This window comes from Bacillus sp. SG20033 (assembly GCF_044570195.1).
In the GTDB taxonomy this organism is placed as follows: domain Bacteria; phylum Bacillota; class Bacilli; order Bacillales; family Bacillaceae; genus Bacillus; species Bacillus subtilis.
Genome location: NZ_CP172606.1, coordinates 3,200,156 through 3,222,500, shown reverse-complemented (window position 1 = coordinate 3,222,500; position 22,345 = coordinate 3,200,156). Strand labels below are relative to the sequence as shown.

The window sequence follows — 22,345 nt, the reverse complement described above, 5'->3', positions numbered from 1 at the left end:
AGAAACGCCCAGTACCTTCATCCTGAAGGCATTTGTTTGGTGGCGATAGCGAAGAGGTCACACCCGTTCCCATACCGAACACGGAAGTTAAGCTCTTCAGCGCCGATGGTAGTCGGGGGTTTCCCCCTGTGAGAGTAGGACGCCGCCAAGCAATTGTACGTTAGTGCAAGTATGGAGGATTAGCTCAGCTGGGAGAGCATCTGCCTTACAAGCAGAGGGTCGGCGGTTCGAGCCCGTCATCCTCCACCATTTTTCATTATACATATCGGTTTTACATATATGCCGGTGTAGCTCAATTGGTAGAGCAACTGACTTGTAATCAGTAGGTTGGGGGTTCAAGTCCTCTTGCCGGCACCACTTTTATATGATATAATATTCAAGTCTCTTGTAAGAAGAGCCATTAGCTCAGTTGGTAGAGCATCTGACTTTTAATCAGAGGGTCGAAGGTTCGAGTCCTTCATGGCTCACCATTTACATGTTGCGGATGTGGCGGAATTGGCAGACGCGCTAGAATCAGGCTCTAGTGTCTTTACAGACGTGGGGGTTCAAGTCCCTTCATCCGCACCATTTCTGCGGAAGTAGTTCAGTGGTAGAACACCACCTTGCCAAGGTGGGGGTCGCGGGTTCGAATCCCGTCTTCCGCTCCAACTATACCATCCACGCCGGGGTGGTGGAATTGGCAGACACACAGGACTTAAAATCCTGCGGTAGGTGACTACCGTGCCGGTTCAAGTCCGGCCCTCGGCATTAAGTGTTGCGCCCGTAGCTCAATTGGATAGAGCGTTTGACTACGGATCAAAAGGTTAGGGGTTCGACTCCTCTCGGGCGCGCCATGATCTATATGAAATCGGGAAGTAGCTCAGCTTGGTAGAGCACATGGTTTGGGACCATGGGGTCGCAGGTTCGAATCCTGTCTTCCCGACCATTCTTGGGGCCTTAGCTCAGCTGGGAGAGCGCCTGCTTTGCACGCAGGAGGTCAGCGGTTCGATCCCGCTAGGCTCCACTTGGTTTCAAAAAATATTTGGCGGTGTAGCTCAGCTGGCTAGAGCGTACGGTTCATACCCGTGAGGTCGGGGGTTCGATCCCCTCCGCCGCTACCAATGGACCTTTAGCTCAGTTGGTTAGAGCAGACGGCTCATAACCGTCCGGTCGTAGGTTCGAGTCCTACAAGGTCCACCACTATACGGAGGAATACCCAAGTCTGGCTGAAGGGATCGGTCTTGAAAACCGACAGGGGTGTCAAAGCCCGCGGGGGTTCGAATCCCTCTTCCTCCGCCATACATATTCCTAATCATCGCGGGGTGGAGCAGTTCGGTAGCTCGTCGGGCTCATAACCCGAAGGTCGCAGGTTCAAATCCTGCCCCCGCAACCAAATTTTAAAATGGTCCGGTAGTTCAGTTGGTTAGAATGCCTGCCTGTCACGCAGGAGGTCGCGGGTTCGAGTCCCGTCCGGACCGCCATTTAAATACTTAGGCTCGGTAGCTCAGTTGGTAGAGCAACGGACTGAAAATCCGTGTGTCGGCGGTTCGATTCCGTCCCGAGCCACCATTTATCAATATATTTTGGCGGTTGTGGCGAAGTGGTTAACGCACCAGATTGTGGCTCTGGCATTCGTGGGTTCGATTCCCATCAATCGCCCCAAATAAAAATTGCGGGTGTAGTTTAGTGGTAAAACCTCAGCCTTCCAAGCTGATGTCGTGGGTTCGATTCCCATCACCCGCTCCATTTCTATATCGTCATGGGCCTGTAGCTCAGCTGGTTAGAGCGCACGCCTGATAAGCGTGAGGTCGATGGTTCGAGTCCATTCAGGCCCACCATGACTTTTGTATTCCACAGTAGCTCAGTGGTAGAGCTATCGGCTGTTAACCGATCGGTCGCAGGTTCGAATCCTGCCTGTGGAGCCAAATGGAGAAGTACTCAAGTGGCTGAAGAGGCGCCCCTGCTAAGGGTGTAGGTCGTGTAAGCGGCGCGAGGGTTCAAATCCCTCCTTCTCCGCCATATGATTACAGGTATAATAATTATCGGCCCGTTGGTCAAGCGGTTAAGACACCGCCCTTTCACGGCGGTAACACGGGTTCGAATCCCGTACGGGTCATCCAGAAGCCTTGCATATCCTGCAAGGTTTTTTTATTTTCTAAATCATGATATGTCTTAGATTTTGTTCTTTATTTTAAAAACAGACTACAAAAATCTCCATATATTTCGTTTTTCTTCAGAAAATGAAGTTAATTGTCTATAAGTATAAGCGCTTTCAGGAAAGGGCTTTTTTTTATTTCTTCGAATAAATACTATAAATGAAAACTATGATGTCAGAAAGGATGATTACATGGCCGCTGCCAGCCCGACAGCACATGATGTTTATCTTTTTCACGAAGGCAGTCTGTTTAAAAGCTATCAGCTGTTTGGCTCGCATTACCGCGAGCTGAATGGCAAAAGCGGATATGAATTCTGTGTGTGGGCGCCTCATGCGTCGGAAGTACGAGTGGCTGGAGATTTTAACAGCTGGTCTGGAGAAGAGCATGTGATGCACAGAGTGAATGATAATGGCATTTGGACGTTATTTATTCCAGGTATAGGAGAAAAGGAACGATATAAATATGAAATCGTGACGAATAACGGTGAGATCAGGCTGAAGGCAGATCCATACGCTATTTATTCAGAAGTCAGACCAAACACAGCGTCACTTACTTACGATTTGGAAGGATATAGCTGGCAAGATCAAAAATGGCAAAAGAAACAGAAGGCTAAGACGCTGTATGAAAAACCTGTTTTCATTTATGAACTGCATCTTGGGTCTTGGAAGAAGCATTCTGATGGCAGGCATTACTCCTATAAAGAATTAAGTCAGACGCTTATCCCTTATATCAAGGAGCATGGGTTTACCCATATTGAACTGCTTCCGGTGTATGAGCATCCATATGATCGTTCATGGGGGTACCAAGGAACGGGGTATTACAGCCCGACAAGCAGGTTTGGTACGCCGCATGATCTGATGAAGTTTGTTGATGAATGTCATCAACAAAATATCGGAGTCATTTTGGATTGGGTCCCCGGACATTTTTGTAAAGATGCACATGGCCTTTATATGTTTGATGGAGAACCGCTTTATGAATACAAAGAAGAACGTGATCGGGAGAACTGGTTATGGGGCACGGCAAACTTTGACCTGGGAAAACCGGAAGTTCATAGTTTTTTAATTTCGAATGCGTTGTACTGGGCGGAATTCTATCATATAGATGGATTTAGGGTTGATGCAGTGGCTAATATCTTGTATTGGCCAAATCAGGATGAACGCCACACGAATCCATATGCTGTTGATTTTTTAAAAAAACTCAATCAAACCATGAGAGAGGCATATCCCCATGTGATGATGATTGCGGAAGATTCTACAGAATGGCCTCAAGTGACAAGTGCCGTTGAGGAAGGGGGGCTTGGTTTTCATTATAAATGGAATATGGGATGGATGAATGACGTACTGAAATACATGGAGACGCCGCCCGAAGAAAGGCGGCATTGTCATCAGCTTATCTCTTTTTCATTACTATATGCGTTTAGTGAGCATTTTGTATTGCCGTTTTCTCATGATGAAGTCGTATACGGGAAAAAATCACTTCTTAATAAAATGCCTGGCGACTACTGGCAGAAATTTGCCCAGTATCGGCTTTTGCTGGGCTATATGACAGTGCATCCCGGAAAGAAATTGATCTTTATGGGATCAGAGTTTGCCCAATTTGATGAATGGAAAGATACAGAACAGCTTGATTGGTTTTTGGACTCCTTCCCCATGCATCAGAAAGCCAGCGTTTTTACGCAAGATCTTCTCCGCTTTTACCAAAAAAGCAAAATCCTTTATGAGCATGACCATCGTGCACAATCGTTTGAATGGATTGATGTCCATAATGACGAACAATCAATCTTTTCTTTTATTCGTTATGGCAAAAAGCACGGTGAGGCGCTTGTCATCATTTGTAATTTTACACCCGTGGTCTATCATCAATATGATGTTGGAGTTCCTTTTTTTACTCAATACATTGAAGTGCTTAACAGTGACAGTGAAACATATGGAGGCTCAGGGCAAATCAACAAAAAGCCGTTATCGGCTAAAAAGGGAGCACTTCATCATAAGCCGTGTTATATCACGATGACCATCCCCCCTTACGGCATCTCGATTTTACGGGCGGTTAAAAAAAGAGGAGAGATAAAAAGATGAAAAAACAATGTGTAGCCATGCTCCTTGCCGGCGGGAAGGGCAGCCGTCTCAGCGGATTAACAAAAAATATGGCCAAACCGGCTGTATCTTTCGGGGGAAAATACAGGATTATTGATTTTACCCTAAGCAACTGTTCTAATTCAGGCATAGACACAGTCGGGATTTTAACGCAATATCAGCCGCTTGAGCTGAATTCCTATATTGGGATCGGCAGTGCATGGGACCTGGATAGATATAATGGCGGCGTGACGGTTTTACCCCCTTATGCCGAGTCATCAGAAGTCAAATGGTATAAAGGGACGGCAAGCGCCATTTATGAAAATCTCAATTATTTGAATCAGTATGATCCTGAGTATGTACTGATTTTATCAGGAGATCACATATACAAAATGGACTACGGCAAAATGCTTGATTATCACATTGAAAAGAAAGCAGATGTGACCATCTCTGTCATCGAAGTGGGCTGGGAGGAAGCAAGCCGGTTCGGCATCATGAAGGCCAATCCAGATGGGACGATCACACATTTTGATGAAAAGCCCAAATTCCCTAAGAGCAATCTTGCCTCAATGGGAATTTATATATTCAATTGGCCGCTTTTGAAACAGTATCTTGAGATGGACGATCAAAACCCTTATTCTAGCCACGACTTCGGCAAAGACATTATTCCTCTGCTTTTGGAGGAGAAAAAGAAGCTTTCTGCTTATCCGTTCAAGGGATATTGGAAGGATGTCGGAACGGTGCAGAGCTTGTGGGAAGCCAATATGGATTTGTTAAAAGAGGACTCGGAGCTGAAGCTGTTTGAACGCAAATGGAAAATTTACTCCGTCAATCCAAATCAGCCTCCGCAATTTATTTCATCTGATGCGCAGGTTCAAGATTCGCTTGTGAACGAAGGTTGTGTTGTATATGGAAATGTGTCTCACTCCGTTCTTTTTCAAGGCGTGACTGTCGGTAAGCATACGACTGTTACATCATCCGTCATAATGCCGGATGTGACGATTGGGGAGCATGTAGTCATTGAAAATGCCATCGTTCCTAATGGGATGGTGCTGCCGGATGGCGCAGTGATTCGCTCCGAAAAAGACATTGAAGAGGTGCTGCTCGTTTCAGAGGAATTTGTAGAAAAAGAATTGATTTAATTACTGAAGAGGGGGCAGAGTCAGTGTTCAATAATCAAATGTTAGGTGTTATAGATGAAACCACATATAAGCATTCTCTTCAGGATTTAACAGCACAGAGGTCGCTCGGGGCGATCCCTTTTGCCGGCAGGTACCGACTGATTGATTTTATGCTTTCCAACATGGTGAATGCGGATATTAGGAGTGTTGCCATTTTTCCGAAGTATCGTTACCGTTCGCTCATGGATCACCTTGGGGCGGGTAAGGAATGGGATTTGCACCGGAAAAAGGACGGCCTCTTTTTTTTCCCGTCTCCCCATCTTCATCATGAATACGATGAATTCGGATCCTTTCGCCAGTTTTCGGACCATCTAGATTACTTCCACAGAAGCACGCAGCAATATGCTGTTATCTCCAACAGCCATACCGTATGCAACATTCAATTTCAATATGTGCTGAAACGCCATCAGGAGGTTGGCTGCGACGTCACCGAGGTATTTCAGGACGGCCAGTCGCTGCAAATCTATATCATGTCAACAGCGCTTTTAAAGGATCTGATCTACGGACATAGCGAAAAAGGCTATAAAACCATTCAGGAGGCTGTTGAAAAGGAATCTTCCGCCCTGACCATTTGCCCATATGAATATTCAGGTTATGCCGCTGTCATTGATTCGGTGGAAAAATATTATACCCACAGTATGGAGCTCATTCAGCCTCGTTTTTGGCAGCAGGTGTTTTTGCCGCAGCAGCCGATCTATACAAAAGTGAAGGATGAGCCGCCTACGAAATACGGAAAGCACAGCACTGTCAAAAATTCTTTGGTGGCAAACGGCTGCGTGCTTGAAGGAGAGGTTGAAAACTGCATTTTGTTCAGGGCGGTCCATGTCGGAAAGGGTACGAAGCTGAAAAACTGTATTATTATGCAAAAAACGCAGATTGGCGAGGATTGTCTTCTTGAGCAGGTCATTTCGGATAAGGACGTTAAAATCGGCAAGGCGACGGAAGCTGCAGGAACAGCTGAGCAGCCGCTTGTATTAAGAAAAGGTTTGGTGCAAGGAGAGCTGATGAATTCTTGAAGATATTATTTGCTGTGTCAGAATGCACCCCATTTGTTAAATCAGGAGGTCTTGCCGATGTAGCAGGTGCTCTGCCAAAGGCACTTGCACGATTAGGCAATGAAGTAGCTGTGATGCTGCCGAAGTACAGACAAATACCTGAACCGTGGAAAAAGCGTATGAAAAAAAAGGCTGAGTGTACGGTAGCTGTCGGCTGGCGTCAGCAATATTGCGGAATTGAACATATGGCCAAAGATGATGTGAATTATTACTTCATCGACAATGAGTACTATTTCAACAGGGATTCGTTGTACGGGCATTATGATGACGGTGAGCGGTTTGCCTTTTTTTCAAGAGCTGTGCTGGAGGCTGCCAAAGTTGTGAATGTTCAAGCCGATATTGTTCATACTCACGATTGGCATACAGCGATGGTCAATTATTTGCTGAAAGAGGAGTACAGAAAACATCCTTTTTATGAACGGATGAAAAGCGTGCTCACGATCCACAACCTGCAGTTTCAAGGCATATTCCCTCCTGATGTCACACATGACTTGCTGGGTCTTGAGATGGATCATTTTCATTATGAAAGGTTAGAATGCAACGGATTTGTTAATTTTATGAAGGCGGGCATCATTGCGGCTGATCATGTGACAACTGTGAGCCCCACTTACAGAAATGAAATATTGACTCCGTATTATGGTGAGCAGTTGGAACAGGTTTTGCAATATAGGGAAAATGATGTAACCGGCATACTAAATGGCATTGATGATACGTTCTATCAGCCGAAAAGCGATCCTTATATAGAGGCGCAATACGATTCAGGGGATCTTGCATGCAAGCTGGAAAACAAAACGAAGCTTCAGCGGCGGATGGGGCTTCCAGAGAAAAACGATATTCCGCTGATCAGTATGGTGACAAGGCTCACTAAACAAAAGGGACTTGATCTTGTCCGCAGAATTATGCACGAACTTCTTGAGGAGCAAGACATACAGCTGGTTGTGCTAGGCACAGGAGAACGTGAATTTGAAGATTATTTCCGGTATGCAGAATTTGCTTTTCATGAGAAGTGCCGAGCTTATATCGGGTTTGATGAGCCGCTAGCCCATCAAATTTATGCGGGCTCTGATATGTTTTTAATGCCGTCGAAATTTGAGCCGTGCGGTTTGGGGCAGCTCATTGCTCTTCAATATGGCGCCATTCCGATTGTCAGGGAAACGGGCGGTCTTTACGACACTGTTCGTGCCTATCAGGAGGAAGAGGGAACGGGCAATGGCTTTACGTTTTCCGCCTTTAATGCGCATGATCTGAAATTTACGATAGAAAGGGCGCTGTCGTTTTATCGCCAACAGGATGTATGGAAGAGCATCGTGAAGACCGCAATGAATGCAGATTACAGCTGGGGGAAGTCGGCTAAAGAGTATCAGCGTATTTTTGAGCAGGTGACAAGGAGTGGACGGGATGTTCTCGAGTAAAGAACGCTTTGCAGACTTATTTTTAAAGCGTCTGGAAATGACGTGCGGAAAAAGCTTTAAAGATTCTGCCAAGCTGGATCAATATAAAACGTTGGGCAATATGGTCAGAGAGTATATCAGCGCTGATTGGATCGAAACGAATGAAAAAAGCAGATCAAATTCCGGGAAGCAGACATATTATTTATCAATCGAATTTCTGCTCGGTCAGCTCCTTGAGCAAAACTTAATGAATCTTGGTGTTCGTGATGTTGTAGAAGCTGGTTTAAAGGAAATCGGCATCAATTTAGAGGAGATCCTTCAGATAGAGAACGATGCAGGTCTCGGCAACGGCGGGCTTGGCCGCTTGGCCGCATGCTTTTTAGATTCTCTTGCTTCGTTGAACCTGCCGGGGCACGGGATGGGCATCCGTTATAAGCATGGCTTGTTTGAGCAAAAAATTGTAGACGGACATCAGGTGGAGCTGCCTGAGCAATGGCTGAAAAACGGGAACGTATGGGAAGTAAGGAATGCAGATCAAGCAGTGGACGTGCCGTTTTGGGGCGAGGTGCATATGACAGAAAAAAGCGGGCGCCTGCATTTTCGCCACGAACAAGCGACAATTGTTACCGCTGTTCCTTATGATATCCCGATCATCGGCTATGAAACGGGCACTGTCAATACGTTAAGGCTTTGGAACGCCGAGCCCTATGCGCATTATCACGGCGGTAATATTTTGTCTTATAAGCGAGAAACAGAAGCGGTTTCTGAATTCTTATATCCCGATGACACCCATGATGAGGGGAAAATTTTACGTCTGAAGCAGCAGTATTTTTTGGTATGCGCAAGCTTAAAAAGCATTGTGAACAATTACCGAAAAACACATAAATCGTTATCCGGCCTGCATAAAAAAGTGAGCATTCATATTAATGACACTCACCCTGCGCTAGCGGTGCCTGAGCTGATGCGTATTTTGCTCGATGAAGAGAACATGAGCTGGGAAGAAGCTTGGCATATCACTGTACATACGATTTCTTATACGAATCATACAACATTGTCAGAAGCGCTTGAGAAATGGCCGATTCATTTGTTTAGGCCGCTGCTTCCTCGCATGTATATGATTATTGAAGAGATCAATGAAAGGTTTTGCCGCGCAGTTTGGGAAAAGTATCCGGGAGACTGGAAAAGGATAGAGGACATGGCGATTACAGCGCATGGTGTTGTCAAAATGGCTCATCTGGCCATAGTAGGCAGCTACAGTGTAAATGGCGTTGCAAAAATACATTCCGATATATTAAAGGAAAGGGAGATGCGCGACTTTCACCTGCTGTTCCCGAATCGTTTTAACAATAAGACGAATGGAATTGCCCACAGGCGCTGGCTGTTAAAAGCGAATCCAGGCTTGTCTGCCATCATTACAGAGGCGATCGGTGATGAATGGGTCAAGCAGCCAGAATCGCTGATCCGTTTAGAACCGTACGCCACTGATCCTGCATTTATTGAACAGTTTCAAAACAACAAAAGCAAGAAAAAACAAGAGCTTGCCGATTTGATTTTTTGCACGGCCGGGGTGGTTGTGAACCCTGAGAGCATATTCGACGTACAGGTGAAACGGCTTCATGCATATAAACGGCAGCTGCTGAATGTTCTTCACATTATGTATTTGTATAACCGCCTCAAGGAGGATTCGGGGTTTTCAATCTACCCGCAAACCTTTATTTTCGGGGCAAAGGCTTCACCAAGCTATTATTATGCCAAGAAAATCATTAAGCTGATCCATTCTGTCGCAGAAAAAGTCAATTATGATCCAGCGGTCAAACAGCTGATCAAAGTTGTTTTTTTAGAAAATTATAGAGTTTCTATGGCTGAGCGAATTTTTCCGGCATCAGATGTAAGTGAGCAAATTTCAACCGCAAGCAAGGAAGCGTCTGGTACAGGGAATATGAAGTTTATGATGAACGGGGCTTTGACGATCGGCACGCATGACGGCGCAAATATCGAGATCCTTGAGCGGGTGGGCCCTGACTGTATTTACACGTTCGGCTTAAAGGCGGATGAGGTTCTATCGTATCAGGAAAACGGCGGCTATAGATCGAGGGAATATTATCAGCATGACAGGAGAATCAGGCAGGTAGCGGATCAGCTGATCAATGGTTTTTTTGAAGGAGAAGCAGATGAATTTGAATCGATCTTTGACTCGCTGCTTCCGCATAATGATGAGTATTTTGTGCTGAAGGATTTCAGCTCATATGCAGATGCGCAGGAGCGAATTCAAGCTGATTATCGAGAGCGAAGGAAATGGTCTGAGCGTTCGATTGTAAACATTGCTCATTCTGGATATTTCTCCAGCGACCGCACGATCCGGGAATATGCGAAGGACATTTGGGGCATCAAGCCGATGATGTGAAAAAGCCGCTGTATAAGCGGCTTTTTTTGTTCACAGATTCATTGAATTGATTGTAAAGGATAAGAACGTCGCAAATGCACTCCATAAAAAATAAGGCAAAAGAAGATAGCTTGCGGCTCTGCTGTATTTTTTGGCAATGATCAGTAATACGATTGCTGTGATGGCGACAAGCAGGCAGTCAAGCGATGCAGCCAGCAGATTTTTTTGTGTAAACTGGAAATAGCTGAAGGCTTGATTGAGCACGTAATTTATCAAAAGTGTAAACCAAAAGCTTTTCGCACCATTAAATGAAAACGCAGCATATACAATGGCTGCTGAAAGGGAGATCAGGGCAAACAGGATGGCCCAAATGATGCCGATCGCAGTTCCGCTTGGCGTCCAGTCCGGTTTTTTCAATGAATTGTACCATTCTTGGTCCACAGGAAACAGGTAGCCTGCGGCTGAAAACAGCGCATATGTAATCACAAAAACGGCTAAAGCGCCGACAATCTTTTTCATATTTGCAACCTCCGCATGTATTTATTTACCCTTTATCTTATAAAGATCAAACCCCCGATATGCGGGGGAAATGATGGTCTTAAATAAGCTGCTGCAATGCGTTTGCTTTAATGCGTTCATATTCAAAAGCTGATTCTAATTCTTCCTTCGGTAAAGCAGACTTGCGGACGTATTTTTCGCGAATGACATCGTAAAGCTCGTAAGGAAACAGCATATCAATAAACATGACTTGTTTTTGTTCTTCAGTTAATTGGGCTCTGGATTCGTATGCGCTCTTGGAATATCATGTAATAAACATGAGCTGAGGGGAAAATAACATGATAAAAAAAGCGATCATTCCTGCAGGCGGATTCGGCACGAGAAATTTGCCGGTGACGAAGGTGATTCCGAAAGAAATGTTTCCGGTAGGATCTAAGCCTGTGATTCATTATCTTGTTGAAGAATTAAAGGAGTCAGGCATTGAGGACATTTTGATGGTTGTATCGAGCCATAAAAATCTGATTGTCGACTATTTTGATTCCTCTTTGGCACTTGAGGCCTTTTTTGGCCTCTAAGAATAAACTGCATTTGCTTAGTGAGCATCCCATTCCGGATATACGGATTCACTATGTGCGCCAGCCTTATGCAAAGGGTCTTGGCGACGCCATTTCTTTCGGAAAGCAATTTGCAGGCAAAGAGCCTTTTGCCGTCGTTTTGCCTGATGATCTGATTTTTTCCGCCAGTCAGCCGGCTTTGGGGCAGCTGATTGAAGCGTATACGAAATATCAGTCCAGTGTGATCGGCTTAAAAGAAACAAAAACGGAGGATTTACATCATTACGGGGTGATAAAAGGGGAGCCTGTTGAAAAAGGGCTTTATCGCATACAGGATATTGTGGAAAAGCCTAAACAAAACCCTCCGTCTCATTTTGCCGCAGCAGGGCGTTATATTTTCACACCGGATATTTTTAATGAGCTGGAGGCATTAGAAGCTGACAGCGGAGGAGAAGTGCAGGTAACGGATGCGATAAAAGCTTCGCTCGGGGCATGTACCGTATACGGGAAATTGCTAGAGGGCGAGCGGTATGACATCGGCCTGCAAAAGGATTATCTGAAGCTGATTTACGATATGCTGAAAACGGAAAAGAACCCCCAATAATCGGGGGTTCAATCAGCGTGGAGATCGCCGAATGTGGTCATGATTCCCTCTTCGTCAAGTTCTTCTTCATAGCGCTCATGGGCTCTGCTTTGATAAACGGTAATTTCTTTTCCAGTGATATCTGTAGCGATGAAATTTTCGTAAGACTCCGTATTGCCGATATTCTCTTCGGCATTCATCGTCATATCATCATAGCTGAGCGGAGGGTTTTCCATATCCTGCGGCGTTTGTGAGTTACCATATTTTTCGACATCCTGATAGGAATCCTCACTGTCATATGGCGCTCTGATTTCTTCATCATCATCAAATTCAAATTGCCCGAATGGTGTTTCTTCTTCAATCGGACGGTCTTTGGAAACCACGTCCTGTGACGAATACTCCGCGAGGGTTGTGGCAGTCGGAAGCGCTTCAAGTCGTTCGAAAGGGATTTCCTTTCCGCTGACTTCACAAATGCCATACGTACCGTTTTCTATCGCCTTCAATGAATGCTCAATGTCCCGAAGGTGCTCTCTCTCATGCAAGTCTAGAGCGATGTCTTTCTCACGCTCGTAAAGTTCTGTCGCCTGATCGCCGGGATGGTTGTCGTATGCCGAAAGCTCACCCCACGAATCATAAGGAAAGGCTGAGTTAAGCTGAAAATGGTCATTGTCTTTGAAACGGTTTAAGATATCTTTTTTCGTTTGTTCCAGTTCATTTTTTAAATGCTGAAGCTGTTCTTTCGTAAGCAATGTGATCGCCTCGTTTCTCTGTGATGCATACCTTTAGTATGAACAGATCGCCTGAGAACTTTCATAAATGGCGGGTGGAGGAATATAGGAGGTTTTCCTTTTATGGTAAGCGGATACAACCTTTGCTATCAGTGGAGAAAGAAATTTAAGCTTTGTTTCTTTTTCATTTCTGAAATTAGGTTTATAATAGGTAAGGCAGGCCATTTGGACTGCATGATCTGTGTTTGACACAAAGGAGACACAGGTGTATGGTATTAAAAGCATTTTAAGGATTATGGAGGAATGTCTCATGGTGACAACGGTGCAGCGTACGTTCCGAAAGGAAGTTCTACATGCATTACATAAAGCCAAAGAAGTCAACCATGCTGTCTTAATAAGCTATTCGAGACAAATCGAGTCTCTTGACCCTCTATCATTTTTCAATTACGGAGCAAAAAAATATACAGGCAATCGATTTTTTTGGTCAGATCCTGAAAGTGAATTGACAATAGTCGGTCTTGGCAAAGAAGCGGTTTTCCAGACAAATCAAAAAAACAGCGAGCGGTATCGTGAGGTTTTTGAACAATGGGAGCGCTTTAAAAAGACGGCTTTTCATATTTATGAAGAAGAAAAGCTGCAGCATTCTGCAGTGGGACCTGTGTTATTCGGAGGATTTTCTTTTGACCCTTGCGAAGAAAGAGGTTCACAATGGGACCATTTCTCGGAAGGGGATTTCTTTGTGCCTGCGCTTATGCTGACGATGACTGCTGAAGGCCCGTTCTTAACAGTTAACAAATGGGTAAGCGGAGGAGAAGACGCAGAAGCTGTTTTAGAAGGCTTAAAAGCTTTTGCGGCGGAATTTATGGTTCCCGATTTCAAGCAAGAAGATCAGGCTGTGATTGCAGCAGCCGAAGAGCTGGATAAGGAAGATTGGCTGAAAGCAATCGAAACGGCCACAAGCCAAATTAAAGAGAAACAATATGATAAGGTTGTTCTTGCCCGAGAGCTGCTGCTCACGTTTGACGGTCCAATCCAAATTGAACCGGTGCTTAAGACGCTTCTGGACGATCAGCAGACAAGCTATGTTTTTGCAATTGAACAAGAAGGCAAAACTTTTGTCGGCGCGTCTCCGGAAAGACTGATCAAAAGAGACGGCGGCACTGTCATGTCTTCCTGTCTGGCAGGCTCCATTAAACGAGGCGTGAATGAAGAAGACGACCGCCGGATAGGCCTTGAATTATTAAACGATGAGAAAAACCTGCTTGAGCATGATATTGTGGTAGGTATGATTCATAATGCTTTTGTATCAAGCTGTTCAGAGGTTGAAAAGCCTGATGGACCTGTTTTGTACAAAACAAAAAGCGTTCAGCACCTGTTTACGCCGATTGTCGGACAGCTGCGCGAGTCTGCATCGATTTTTGACTTAATTGAGAAGCTGCACCCCACTCCGGCGCTCGGGGGAGCACCTCAGGAAAAAGCTGTTGACGTGATCAGGGAGATTGAACCGATGTCTCGCGGCTGGTATGCGGCCCCTATCGGCTGGATTGACAGCCAGGATAACGGGGAATTCGCGGTAGCCATTCGTTCAGGGCTTATCGAAGGAAGCACAGCAAGGCTGTTTGCCGGGTGCGGTATTGTGGAAGACTCGGAACCAATCTCGGAATATGAAGAAACACAGATTAAATTAAAGCCGATGATCTCTGCATTAGGAGGTGAGAGGCGTTGACAGTCAACCCGATTACTCATTACATCGGAAGTTTTATTGATGAATTCGCCCTTTCCGGAATTACCGACGCCGTCGTTTGTCCGGGCTCAAGATCTACACCGCTGGCTGTTCTTTGTGCCGCGCATCCCGATATCAGCGTCCATGTCCAAATTGATGAAAGATCTGCCGGATTTTTTGCCTTAGGTTTGGCAAAAGCGAAGCAGCGTCCCGTACTATTGATCTGCACATCTGGAACAGCCGCGGCCAACTTTTATCCGGCTGTGGTTGAAGCCCATTATTCAAGGGTGCCTATTATTGTGTTAACTGCTGATCGGCCTCATGAGCTGCGCGAAGTAGGCGCACCGCAGGCTATTAATCAGCACTTCTTATTCGGTAACTTTGTTAAGTTTTTCACAGACTCTGCTCTTCCTGAAGAGTCTCCGCAAATGCTGAGATACATCCGAACGCTGGCAAGCCGCGCTGCCGGAGAAGCTCAAAAGCGCCCGATGGGGCCTGTCCATGTGAATGTGCCGCTGCGCGAGCCGCTGATGCCGGATCTTTCAGATGAGCCGTTTGGAAGAATGAGAACAGGCCGTCATGTGTCTGTGAAAACGGGTACGCAGTCTGTTGACCGAGAGTCCCTGTCTGATGTGGCTGAGATGCTCGCAGAGGCTGAAAAAGGAATGATCGTCTGCGGAGAGCTCCATAGTGATGCGGATAAGGAAAACATTATTGCGCTGTCAAAAGCGCTTCAGTATCCAATTTTAGCGGATCCGCTGTCTAATCTGCGGAATGGTGTTCATGATAAAAGCACTGTTATTGATGCGTATGATTCGTTTTTAAAAGATGATGAGCTGAAGCGGAAACTTCGTCCTGATGTTGTCATTCGGTTTGGACCGATGCCTGTTTCAAAACCGGTTTTTTTATGGCTTAAGGATGATCCGGCGATTCAGCAAATCGTGATTGACGAGGATGGAGGGTGGAGAGACCCGACACAGGCAAGCGCGCATATGATTCATTGTAATGCGTCTGTTTTTGCTGAGGAGATCATGGCAGGCCTTACTGCTGCCACCAGATCCTCAGAGTGGCTGGAAAAGTGGCAGTTTGTCAATGGGCGGTTCCGCGAGCATCTGCAAACAATCAGCAGTGAAGATGTTTCGTTTGAAGGCAATCTCTATCGAATCCTTCAGCATCTTGTGCCTGAAAACAGCTCGCTGTTTGTGGGAAACAGCATGCCGATCAGGGATGTTGATACGTTTTTTGAAAAGCAGGACCGCCCTTTCCTGATTTATTCAAACCGGGGAGCAAACGGGATAGACGGTGTTGTCTCCTCTGCCATGGGGGTATGTGAAGGAACAAAAGCGCCTGTTACCCTTGTGATTGGAGATTTATCTTTTTATCACGATTTAAACGGCCTGCTGGCGGCCAAAAAGCTTGGTATTCCTCTTACTGTGATTCTTGTCAATAATGACGGAGGAGGGATTTTCTCCTTTTTGCCGCAGGCTTCTGAAAAGACACACTTTGAAGATTTGTTCGGCACACCGACAGGGCTCGATTTCAAGCATGCGGCTGCACTTTACGGCGGAACGTATTCATGCCCGGCTTCTTGGGATGAATTCAAAACAGCTTACGCGCCGCAGGCAGACAAGCCCGGACTCCATTTGATTGAAATCAAAACGGATCGCCAATCAAGAGTCCAGCTGCATCGCGATATGCTGAATGAGGCTGTGCGGGAAGTGAAAAAACAATGGGAACTGTAAACATAACGGTATCGGATGGTGTCCGATATGCAGTGGCAGACGAGGGACCGAATGCTTCCGAAGCCGTCGTCTGTCTGCATGGGTTTACCGGCAGCAAACAATCATGGACTTTTCTTGATGAGATGCTGCCTGATTCCAGCTTGATCAAAATTGATTGTTTAGGACATGGGGAAACCGATGCCCCGCTGAATGGGAAAAGATACAGCACAAGCCGGCAAGTTTCTGACCTTGCCGAGATTTTTGATCAATTAAAACTTCACAAAGTGAAATTGATTGGGTATTCTATGGGAGGAAGGCTTGCTTACTCTTTTGCGATGACATATCCCGAGCGGGTATCGGCACTTGTGCTTGAAAGCACGACGCCGGGGCTCAAAACACTTGGGGAACGGCGGGAACGAATTATGCGGGACCGGAAGCTTGCTGATTTTATTTTAAGAGACGGGCTCAAAGCGTTTGTTGCGTATTGGGAGAATATCCCTTTGTTTTCATCTCAGCAGAGGCTGGCTGAAGATATTCGGCACAGGATACGATCGGGCCGTCTGCGGAACAATAAGATTGGGCTTGCGAACAGTTTAACCGGCATGGGCACCGGTTCACAGCCTTCCTTGTGGAGCCGTGTAGAGAAAATAGATGTTCCTGTGCTTCTGATCTGCGGGGAGTGGGACGAAAAATTTTGCGCCATCAATCAAGAGGTGCATAAGATGCTTCCTTCTAGTAGAATAGAGATTGTTCCAAAAGCAGGACATACGGTCCATGTGGAACAGCCGCGATTGTTTGGTAAAATAGTGAGTGAGTTTTTGACAAGCATCTGACTCATTCACATAGAGAATAAAAGGAGGTCATCATATGGCTGAATGGAAAACAAAACGGACATACGATGAGATATTGTATGAAACGTATAATGGCATTGCAAAAATAACAATCAACCGACCTGAGGTACATAATGCGTTTACCCCTAAAACGGTTTCTGAAATGATTGATGCGTTTGCTGACGCAAGAGACGACCAAAACGTTGGGGTTATCGTGCTTGCCGGTGCAGGGGACAAGGCATTTTGTTCTGGCGGAGACCAAAAAGTGCGCGGCCACGGTGGATATGTAGGAGACGACCAGATCCCGCGTCTTAACGTATTGGATCTTCAGCGTTTAATCCGCGTCATCCCGAAACCGGTTGTTGCAATGGTGTCCGGATATGCGATCGGCGGAGGCCATGTGCTTCACATCGTATGCGACTTGACAATTGCTGCGGACAACGCAATTTTTGGACAAACAGGCCCTAAAGTGGGAAGCTTCGATGCAGGTTACGGTTCTGGCTACCTGGCTCGAATTGTAGGGCATAAAAAAGCACGTGAAATCTGGTACCTATGCCGTCAGTACAACGCACAGGAAGCACTGGACATGGGTCTTGTCAACACAGTCGTTCCTTTGGAACAGCTTGAAGAAGAAACGATTAAATGGTGTGAAGAAATGCTTGAAAAAAGCCCGACCGCACTGCGCTTTCTTAAAGCTGCGTTTAACGCGGACACAGACGGACTTGCTGGAATTCAGCAGTTTGCAGGGGATGCTACCCTTCTTTACTACACAACAGATGAAGCAAAAGAAGGCCGTGATTCCTTTAAGGAAAAACGCAAACCTGATTTCGGACAGTTCCCTCGTTTCCCGTGATCAGCAATACTTAGTAAACCAACAGCTTGAGACTTTGCGGTCCAAGCTGTTTTCTTTTCAATACAGACATTTTACCTCGGAGATGATGACATGCTGACAGAACAGCCTAACTGGCTCATGCAGCGGGCACAGCTGACACCTGAGAGAATCGCTCTCATTTATAGAGACCAAACCGTGACATTTGCAGAATTATTTGCCGCGTCTAAGCGAATGGCGGCACAGCTTGCCGCTCATTCGGTTCGGAAAGGGGATACTGCGGCTATTTTGCTCCAAAACCGTGCAGAAATGGTATACGCCGTTCACGCTTGTTTTTTGCTTGGTGTTAAGGCAGTGCTTTTGAATACGAAGCTGTCAACACATGAAAGGCTGTTTCAGCTGGAGGATTCCGGATCCGGCTTTTTACTGACAGATTCAAGCTTTGACAAGAAAGAGTATGAACACGTCGTTCAAACGATTGATGTGGATGAATTGATGAAAGAAGCAGCAGAGGAAATTGAGATCCAAGCTTATATGCAAATGGATGCAACGGCAACGCTGATGTATACGTCGGGTACGACAGGAAAGCCCAAGGGAGTTCAGCAAACGTTCGGAAACCATTATTTCAGTGCGGTGTCGTCCGCGCTTAATTTGGGTATAACAGAACAAGACCGCTGGCTTATCGCATTGCCGCTCTTTCATATCAGCGGCTTGTCCGCATTATTTAAATCTGTGATCTATGGAATGTCTGTCGTGCTTCACCAGCGTTTTTCCGTAAGCGATGTGCTGGATTCTATCAACAGGCATGAAGTGACAATGATATCTGCGGTGCAGACTATGCTGGCCAGTCTTTTGGAAGAAACAAACCGCTGCCCTGAATCCATCAGATGCATTCTTCTCGGCGGCGGTCCTGCACCGCTGCCATTGCTTGAGGAATGCCGTGAGAAAGGATTCCCTGTCTTTCAGTCATATGGAATGACAGAAACATGCTCGCAAATTGTTACCCTGTCGCCGGAATTCAGTATGGAAAAGCTCGGATCTGCGGGGAAACCGCTGTTTTCATGTGAAATCAAAATAGAGCGGGACGGACAGGTATGTGAACCGTTTGAACACGGTGAAATCATGGTCAAAGGCCCGAATGTCATGAAAAGCTATTTTAACCGGGAGAGCGCAAACGAAGCCTCCTTTCAAAATGGCTGGCTGAAAACAGGTGATCTTGGTTATTTGGACAGCGAAGGCTTTTTATATGTATTAGACAGACGTTCAGATCTGATCATATCCGGCGGAGAAAACATTTATCCGGCCGAAGTGGAGTCAGTGCTGCTTTCACACCCCGCTGTGGCCGAAGCCGGGGTTTCAGGGGCTGAGGACAAAAAATGGGGGAAAGTGCCTCACGCCTATCTTGTCCTTCACAAGCCTGTGAGCGCAGAAGAATTGACTGCCTACTGCAAAGAACGCTTGGCGAAGTATAAAATTCCGGCAAAATTCTTTGTGCTTGACCGCCTGCCGCGCAATGCGTCTAATAAGCTCTTGCGAAATCAGCTGAAGGATGCGCGTAAAGGAGAACTGCTATGATCGAAATAGAAAAAATCACGCTTTATCATTTGAGCATGAACTTAAAGAAACCGTTTAAAAACAGTATCGAAACGCTTCAAGAGCGTAAATTTCTGATCGTGGAAGCTATTGATACATCAGGTGTCACAGGCTGGGGAGAAGTTTCCGCTTTCTCTTCGCCTTGGTACACCGAGGAAACCATTGGAACATGTTTGCATATGCTAAAAGATTTTTTTATCCCAAATGTCGTCGGCCGTGAATTCAATCACCCTTCAGAAGTGCCGGACAGCCTGGCGCGTTATAAAGGAAACCGGATGGCAAAAGCGGGACTTGAATCGGCTGTATGGGATATCTATGCCAAAAAGAAGGGCGTATCCCTTGCTGAGGCATTGGGCGGAACAAGAGATAAAGTCCCTGCCGGCGTGGTAGTCGGCCTGGCGCCTCTTGACGATATGCTGCAGGAAATTGAGAGCTATCAAAAAGAAGGTTATCAAAGAATAAAAATTAAAATTCAGCCTGGGCAGGATGTGGAATTGGTCAAGGCCATCCGCAGCCGATTCCCAAACATCCCGCTTATGGCCGATGCCAATTCCTCTTACGAACTGAAGGATATCAGCCGCTTAAAGGAGCTTGATGACTACCATTTAATGATGATTGAGCAGCCCCTTCAATCCGACGATATCGTTGATCACCGCCACCTGCAGAAACATTTGAAAACGGCCATTTGCCTTGATGAGAGCATTTGTTCAGTTGATGATGCGAGACGGGCGATTGAGCTAGGAAGCTGCAAAATTATTAATATAAAACCTTCTCGTGTCGGCGGCTTAACAGAAGCCTTAAAAATTCATGATTTATGCAAAGAGCATCATATGCAGGTTTGGTGCGGCGGAATGCTGGAAACAGGCATATCAAGAGCGCAGAACGTGGCGCTTGCTTCACTGCCTCAATTCACAATACCTGGCGATATATCTTCATCCTCACGCTATTGGGATGAAGATATTGTAACTCCTGATATTCGTATTGATAATGGATTTATTTCTGTGTCAAAACAGCCTGGTTTAGGGGTTGAGGTAAACCAAGACATTATGCGAAAATATGTGACCAAAATGGATGTTTTCACACAGCATGGTTAAGAAAAAAGCATTTTGCTATTTTGAATAAATGACACTGTGCTGTTACAGTAAAAGTGTTCGTTGAATACATCCCTTCTCGTTTGGACCGGCTGCTGACCCAGCCGGTTTTTTTATGTAAATCAGCTTGACAAAAATGGCCAAACGCGATAATTTTGCACAAAGGAAACTTTTTGTCCTGTTTGAATAAAACATGCTTTTGGCTAATTAAATGTCACATGTCTAAGAACTGACAACATAAGATAAAACAATCGGACATTGATGGCAAAGAGGAGGAGAAATATGAGACGAGGGCTGATGGCAGCAGTACTTTTTGCGACCTTTGCTTTAACGGGATGCGGAACGGATTCAGCCGGGAAAAGCGCTGATCAGCAATTACAAGTGACAGCGACAACATCTCAAATTGCCGATGCAGCAGAAAACATCGGAGGTAAGCATGTAAAAGTCACCTCTTTAATGGGACCGGGAGTTGATCCGCACCTTTACAAAGCTTCCCAAGGTGACACGAAAAAATTAATGTCTGCCGATGTTGTTCTGTACAGCGGGTTGCATTTGGAAGGGAAAATGGAGGATGTCCTCCAAAAAATCGGCGAACAAAAACAATCGGCGGCAGTAGCTGAGGCCATTCCGAAAAATAAGCTTATTCCCGCGGGGGAAGGCAAGACGTTTGATCCCCACGTCTGGTTCAGCATTCCGTTATGGATCTATGCGGTGGATGAAATTGAAGCGCAATTCAGCAAAGCAATGCCTCAGCACGCAGATGCCTTTCGGAAAAATGCCAAAGAGTACAAAGAAGATTTGCAATATTTAGATAAGTGGTCGCGTAAGGAGATCGCACATATTCCGGAGAAAAGCCGTGTGCTTGTGACTGCTCATGATGCGTTTGCGTACTTTGGGAATGAGTATGGATTTAAGGTAAAAGGCCTGCAGGGACTCAGCACAGATTCGGACTATGGATTAAGGGATGTTCAGGAGCTGGTTGATCTTCTGACAGACAAACAAATAAAAGCTGTGTTCGTAGAAAGCAGTGTATCTGAAAAATCAATCAATGCAGTGGTGGAAGGCGCTAAAGAAAAAGGCCATACAGTCACAATCGGCGGTCAGCTTTATTCGGATGCCATGGGTGAAAAGGGCACAAAAGAAGGCACATACGAAGGAATGTTCCGCCACAATATCAACACGATTACTAAAGCGCTTAAATAAAGAAAAGAGGTGGAGGATATGTTCCCTGTTGAGCTTGATAATGTGACGGTTGCTTATCATAAAAAGCCTGTACTGCAGGACATTTCGCTGCAGGTGCCTGAAGGAAAACTTATTGGCATTATCGGCCCAAACGGCGCGGGAAAATCAACCTTGATCAAAACGATTCTCGGTCTTGTGCCCCGAGCTTCCGGAGACATCTCTATTTACGGCAAAGACTATAAGGATCAACGGACCAGAATCGGATATGTTCCGCAGCGCGGCTCGGTTGACTGGGATTTCCCCACAAGCGCGCTCGATGTCGTCCTAATGGGAAGATACGGGAGAATCGGTTTATTAAAGAGGCCAAAGAAAGCGGATGTGGAGATGGCGAAGGCAGCATTAGCAAAAGTCGGGATGCTTGATTATGCGAAGAGGCAAATCAGCCAGCTGTCAGGCGGACAGCAGCAGCGGGTGTTTCTTGCCCGGGCACTCTGCCAGAACGCTGACATTTATTTTATGGATGAACCGTTTGCAGGTGTCGATGCAGCGACGGAGCGCGCGATTATGACGCTGTTGGCAGAACTCAAAGAAAAAGGAAAAACCGTGCTTGTCGTCCATCATGATCTGCAGACCGCCGAGGATTATTTCGATTGGATCTTACTGCTTCATTTAAGAAAAATCGCTTTCGGACCGGCGGAAAACGTTTTTACGATCGAAAACCTGCAAAAAACATATGGAGGAAGGCTTACGTTTTTAAAAGATAAAGTGCTGGCAGAAGGACATAAGGAGTGAGCGC

Annotated in this window: 15 protein-coding genes, 21 tRNA genes, 1 rRNA gene and 2 pseudogenes; 36 read left to right on the top strand and 3 right to left on the bottom strand. The window is 45.8% G+C overall.

The annotated features are described in order from the left end of the window. Positions 1-35 precede the first annotated feature (35 nt). The 27 genes from rrf to glgP all read left to right on the top strand — a co-directional run bounded on the left by rrf (position 36) and on the right by glgP (position 10,238). Positions 36-151: ribosomal RNA gene (gene rrf, locus ACFVP7_RS17090) — 5S ribosomal RNA — on the top strand. Between the two features lie 22 nt (positions 152-173). After that, positions 174-249 (top strand) — tRNA-Val (locus ACFVP7_RS17085). A 32-nt stretch (positions 250-281) separates the two neighbouring features. Beyond that, positions 282-357 (top strand) — tRNA-Thr (locus ACFVP7_RS17080). A gap of 37 nt (positions 358-394) precedes the next feature. Beyond that, positions 395-470: transfer RNA gene (locus ACFVP7_RS17075), tRNA-Lys, on the top strand. Positions 471-480: 10 nt separating this feature from the next. Beyond that, a tRNA-Leu gene (locus ACFVP7_RS17070) sits at positions 481-567 on the top strand. A 5-nt stretch (positions 568-572) separates the two neighbouring features. Beyond that, positions 573-647, top strand: a tRNA-Gly gene (locus ACFVP7_RS17065). Between the two features lie 14 nt (positions 648-661). Then, positions 662-747 (top strand) — tRNA-Leu (locus ACFVP7_RS17060). 9 nt (positions 748-756) lie between these two features. Beyond that, a tRNA-Arg gene (locus ACFVP7_RS17055) sits at positions 757-833 on the top strand. A 15-nt stretch (positions 834-848) separates the two neighbouring features. Next, positions 849-925, top strand: a tRNA-Pro gene (locus ACFVP7_RS17050). 5 nt (positions 926-930) lie between these two features. After that, positions 931-1,003 (top strand) — tRNA-Ala (locus tag ACFVP7_RS17045). 20 nt (positions 1,004-1,023) lie between these two features. Next, positions 1,024-1,100: transfer RNA gene (locus ACFVP7_RS17040), tRNA-Met, on the top strand. A 2-nt stretch (positions 1,101-1,102) separates the two neighbouring features. Next, positions 1,103-1,179 (top strand) — tRNA-Ile (locus ACFVP7_RS17035). A gap of 6 nt (positions 1,180-1,185) precedes the next feature. Beyond that, a tRNA-Ser gene (locus tag ACFVP7_RS17030) sits at positions 1,186-1,278 on the top strand. 17 nt (positions 1,279-1,295) lie between these two features. After that, positions 1,296-1,372, top strand: a tRNA-Met gene (locus tag ACFVP7_RS17025). Positions 1,373-1,383: 11 nt separating this feature from the next. Beyond that, a tRNA-Asp gene (locus ACFVP7_RS17020) sits at positions 1,384-1,460 on the top strand. Between the two features lie 12 nt (positions 1,461-1,472). Next, a tRNA-Phe gene (locus ACFVP7_RS17015) sits at positions 1,473-1,548 on the top strand. A 17-nt stretch (positions 1,549-1,565) separates the two neighbouring features. Next, positions 1,566-1,641 (top strand) — tRNA-His (locus ACFVP7_RS17010). Positions 1,642-1,651: 10 nt separating this feature from the next. Then, a tRNA-Gly gene (locus ACFVP7_RS17005) sits at positions 1,652-1,725 on the top strand. Between the two features lie 15 nt (positions 1,726-1,740). Further along, positions 1,741-1,817, top strand: a tRNA-Ile gene (locus ACFVP7_RS17000). Positions 1,818-1,829: 12 nt separating this feature from the next. After that, a tRNA-Asn gene (locus ACFVP7_RS16995) sits at positions 1,830-1,904 on the top strand. Positions 1,905-1,907: 3 nt separating this feature from the next. Further along, positions 1,908-1,998, top strand: a tRNA-Ser gene (locus ACFVP7_RS16990). A 25-nt stretch (positions 1,999-2,023) separates the two neighbouring features. Beyond that, positions 2,024-2,095: transfer RNA gene (locus ACFVP7_RS16985), tRNA-Glu, on the top strand. A 231-nt stretch (positions 2,096-2,326) separates the two neighbouring features. Beyond that, entirely contained in the window at positions 2,327-4,210 is a 1,884-nt protein-coding gene (gene glgB, locus ACFVP7_RS16980) for a 1,4-alpha-glucan branching enzyme (RefSeq protein ID WP_396582551.1), read from the top strand. Then, the gene (locus ACFVP7_RS16975) at positions 4,207-5,349 is read left to right on the top strand and encodes a glucose-1-phosphate adenylyltransferase (protein ID WP_003229018.1); all 1,143 of its coding nucleotides are present in this window, start codon (positions 4,207-4,209) and stop codon (positions 5,347-5,349) included. Before glgB ends, ACFVP7_RS16975 begins: the two co-directional genes overlap by 4 nt. 23 nt (positions 5,350-5,372) lie before the next feature. Beyond that, the gene (gene glgD, locus ACFVP7_RS16970; RefSeq protein WP_396582549.1) at positions 5,373-6,404 is read left to right on the top strand and encodes a glucose-1-phosphate adenylyltransferase subunit GlgD; all 1,032 of its coding nucleotides are present in this window, start codon (positions 5,373-5,375) and stop codon (positions 6,402-6,404) included. Beyond that, a complete protein-coding gene (gene glgA / locus ACFVP7_RS16965; RefSeq protein WP_396582547.1) occupies positions 6,401-7,855 on the top strand; it encodes a glycogen synthase GlgA in 1,455 nt (484 codons plus the stop codon). The genes glgD and glgA overlap by 4 nt, the downstream gene beginning before the upstream one ends. Next, positions 7,842-10,238 (top strand): glycogen phosphorylase GlgP, encoded by a 2,397-nt coding sequence (gene glgP / locus ACFVP7_RS16960; RefSeq protein WP_283933697.1) that lies wholly within the window; start codon positions 7,842-7,844, stop codon positions 10,236-10,238. The genes glgA and glgP overlap by 14 nt, the downstream gene beginning before the upstream one ends. Positions 10,239-10,268: 30 nt before the next feature. On the opposite strand, the gene ACFVP7_RS16955 is transcribed toward glgP, so the two are convergent. Beyond that, positions 10,269-10,736: a TspO/MBR family protein gene (locus ACFVP7_RS16955; RefSeq protein ID WP_070547679.1), complete on the bottom strand. Its 468-nt coding sequence runs from the start codon at positions 10,734-10,736 to the stop codon at positions 10,269-10,271. Between the two features lie 79 nt (positions 10,737-10,815). Further along, positions 10,816-11,010: pseudogene (locus ACFVP7_RS16950) on the bottom strand (CotS family spore coat protein); the annotation flags it as partial. A gap of 43 nt (positions 11,011-11,053) precedes the next feature. Between ACFVP7_RS16950 and ACFVP7_RS16945 the strand changes: the two are divergent. Further along, positions 11,054-11,873, top strand: a pseudogene (locus ACFVP7_RS16945) (UTP--glucose-1-phosphate uridylyltransferase). Between the two features lie 8 nt (positions 11,874-11,881). On the opposite strand, the gene ACFVP7_RS16940 reads toward ACFVP7_RS16945, so the two are convergent. After that, complete coding sequence (locus ACFVP7_RS16940) at positions 11,882-12,601, bottom strand: yteA family sporulation protein (RefSeq protein WP_003229046.1); 720 nt, start codon at positions 12,599-12,601, stop codon at positions 11,882-11,884. A gap of 289 nt (positions 12,602-12,890) precedes the next feature. Between ACFVP7_RS16940 and ACFVP7_RS16935 the strand changes: the two genes are divergently transcribed. From ACFVP7_RS16935 to mntB, 8 genes are all read left to right on the top strand, one after another. Further along, positions 12,891-14,306, top strand: a complete 1,416-nt coding sequence (locus ACFVP7_RS16935) for an isochorismate synthase MenF (protein ID WP_338730727.1) — start codon at positions 12,891-12,893, stop codon at positions 14,304-14,306. Then, complete coding sequence (gene menD, locus ACFVP7_RS16930) at positions 14,303-16,045, top strand: 2-succinyl-5-enolpyruvyl-6-hydroxy-3-cyclohexene-1-carboxylic-acid synthase (protein ID WP_338730726.1); 1,743 nt, start codon at positions 14,303-14,305, stop codon at positions 16,043-16,045. The genes ACFVP7_RS16935 and menD overlap by 4 nt, the downstream gene beginning before the upstream one ends. Continuing rightward, complete coding sequence (menH, locus tag ACFVP7_RS16925) at positions 16,033-16,857, top strand: 2-succinyl-6-hydroxy-2,4-cyclohexadiene-1-carboxylate synthase (RefSeq protein WP_396582543.1); 825 nt, start codon at positions 16,033-16,035, stop codon at positions 16,855-16,857. The genes menD and menH overlap by 13 nt, the downstream gene beginning before the upstream one ends. Positions 16,858-16,891: 34 nt before the next feature. Continuing rightward, on the top strand, positions 16,892-17,707 hold the full coding sequence (gene menB / locus ACFVP7_RS16920; protein WP_396582541.1) for a 1,4-dihydroxy-2-naphthoyl-CoA synthase: 816 nt from the start codon (positions 16,892-16,894) through the stop codon (positions 17,705-17,707). Positions 17,708-17,797: 90 nt separating this feature from the next. Then, positions 17,798-19,258 (top strand): o-succinylbenzoate--CoA ligase, encoded by a 1,461-nt coding sequence (locus tag ACFVP7_RS16915; protein ID WP_396582539.1) that lies wholly within the window; start codon positions 17,798-17,800, stop codon positions 19,256-19,258. Next, positions 19,255-20,370: an o-succinylbenzoate synthase gene (gene menC / locus ACFVP7_RS16910; RefSeq protein WP_338730724.1), complete on the top strand. Its 1,116-nt coding sequence runs from the start codon at positions 19,255-19,257 to the stop codon at positions 20,368-20,370. The genes ACFVP7_RS16915 and menC overlap by 4 nt, the downstream gene beginning before the upstream one ends. Before the next feature lie 279 nt (positions 20,371-20,649). Beyond that, a complete protein-coding gene (gene mntA / locus ACFVP7_RS16905) occupies positions 20,650-21,570 on the top strand; it encodes a manganese ABC transporter substrate-binding protein/adhesin MntA (RefSeq protein ID WP_024572069.1) in 921 nt (306 codons plus the stop codon). Between the two features lie 18 nt (positions 21,571-21,588). Beyond that, positions 21,589-22,341 carry a manganese ABC transporter ATP-binding protein MntB gene (gene mntB, locus ACFVP7_RS16900; RefSeq protein WP_014480635.1) on the top strand — a complete coding sequence of 251 codons (753 nt, stop codon included), beginning with the start codon at positions 21,589-21,591 and terminating at the stop codon, positions 22,339-22,341. The last annotated feature ends 4 nt before the right edge of the window (positions 22,342-22,345 follow it).

What these genes read in the sequence shown, in the direction of transcription:
- glgB (WP_396582551.1), top strand. Translation starts at nt 2,327, where the DNA reads ATGGCCGCTGCCAGCCCGACAGCACATGATGTTTATCTTTTTCACGAA.
- ACFVP7_RS16975 (WP_003229018.1), top strand. Translation starts at nt 4,207, where the DNA reads ATGAAAAAACAATGTGTAGCCATGCTCCTTGCCGGCGGGAAGGGCAGC.
- glgP (WP_283933697.1), top strand. Translation starts at nt 7,842, where the DNA reads ATGTTCTCGAGTAAAGAACGCTTTGCAGACTTATTTTTAAAGCGTCTG.
- ACFVP7_RS16955 (WP_070547679.1), bottom strand. Translation starts at nt 10,736, where the DNA reads ATGAAAAAGATTGTCGGCGCTTTAGCCGTTTTTGTGATTACATATGCG.
- ACFVP7_RS16935 (WP_338730727.1), top strand. Translation starts at nt 12,891, where the DNA reads ATGGTGACAACGGTGCAGCGTACGTTCCGAAAGGAAGTTCTACATGCA.
- menH (WP_396582543.1), top strand. Translation starts at nt 16,033, where the DNA reads ATGGGAACTGTAAACATAACGGTATCGGATGGTGTCCGATATGCAGTG.
- menB (WP_396582541.1), top strand. Translation starts at nt 16,892, where the DNA reads ATGGCTGAATGGAAAACAAAACGGACATACGATGAGATATTGTATGAA.
- ACFVP7_RS16915 (WP_396582539.1), top strand. Translation starts at nt 17,798, where the DNA reads ATGCTGACAGAACAGCCTAACTGGCTCATGCAGCGGGCACAGCTGACA.
- menC (WP_338730724.1), top strand. Translation starts at nt 19,255, where the DNA reads ATGATCGAAATAGAAAAAATCACGCTTTATCATTTGAGCATGAACTTA.
- mntA (WP_024572069.1), top strand. Translation starts at nt 20,650, where the DNA reads ATGAGACGAGGGCTGATGGCAGCAGTACTTTTTGCGACCTTTGCTTTA.
- mntB (WP_014480635.1), top strand. Translation starts at nt 21,589, where the DNA reads ATGTTCCCTGTTGAGCTTGATAATGTGACGGTTGCTTATCATAAAAAG.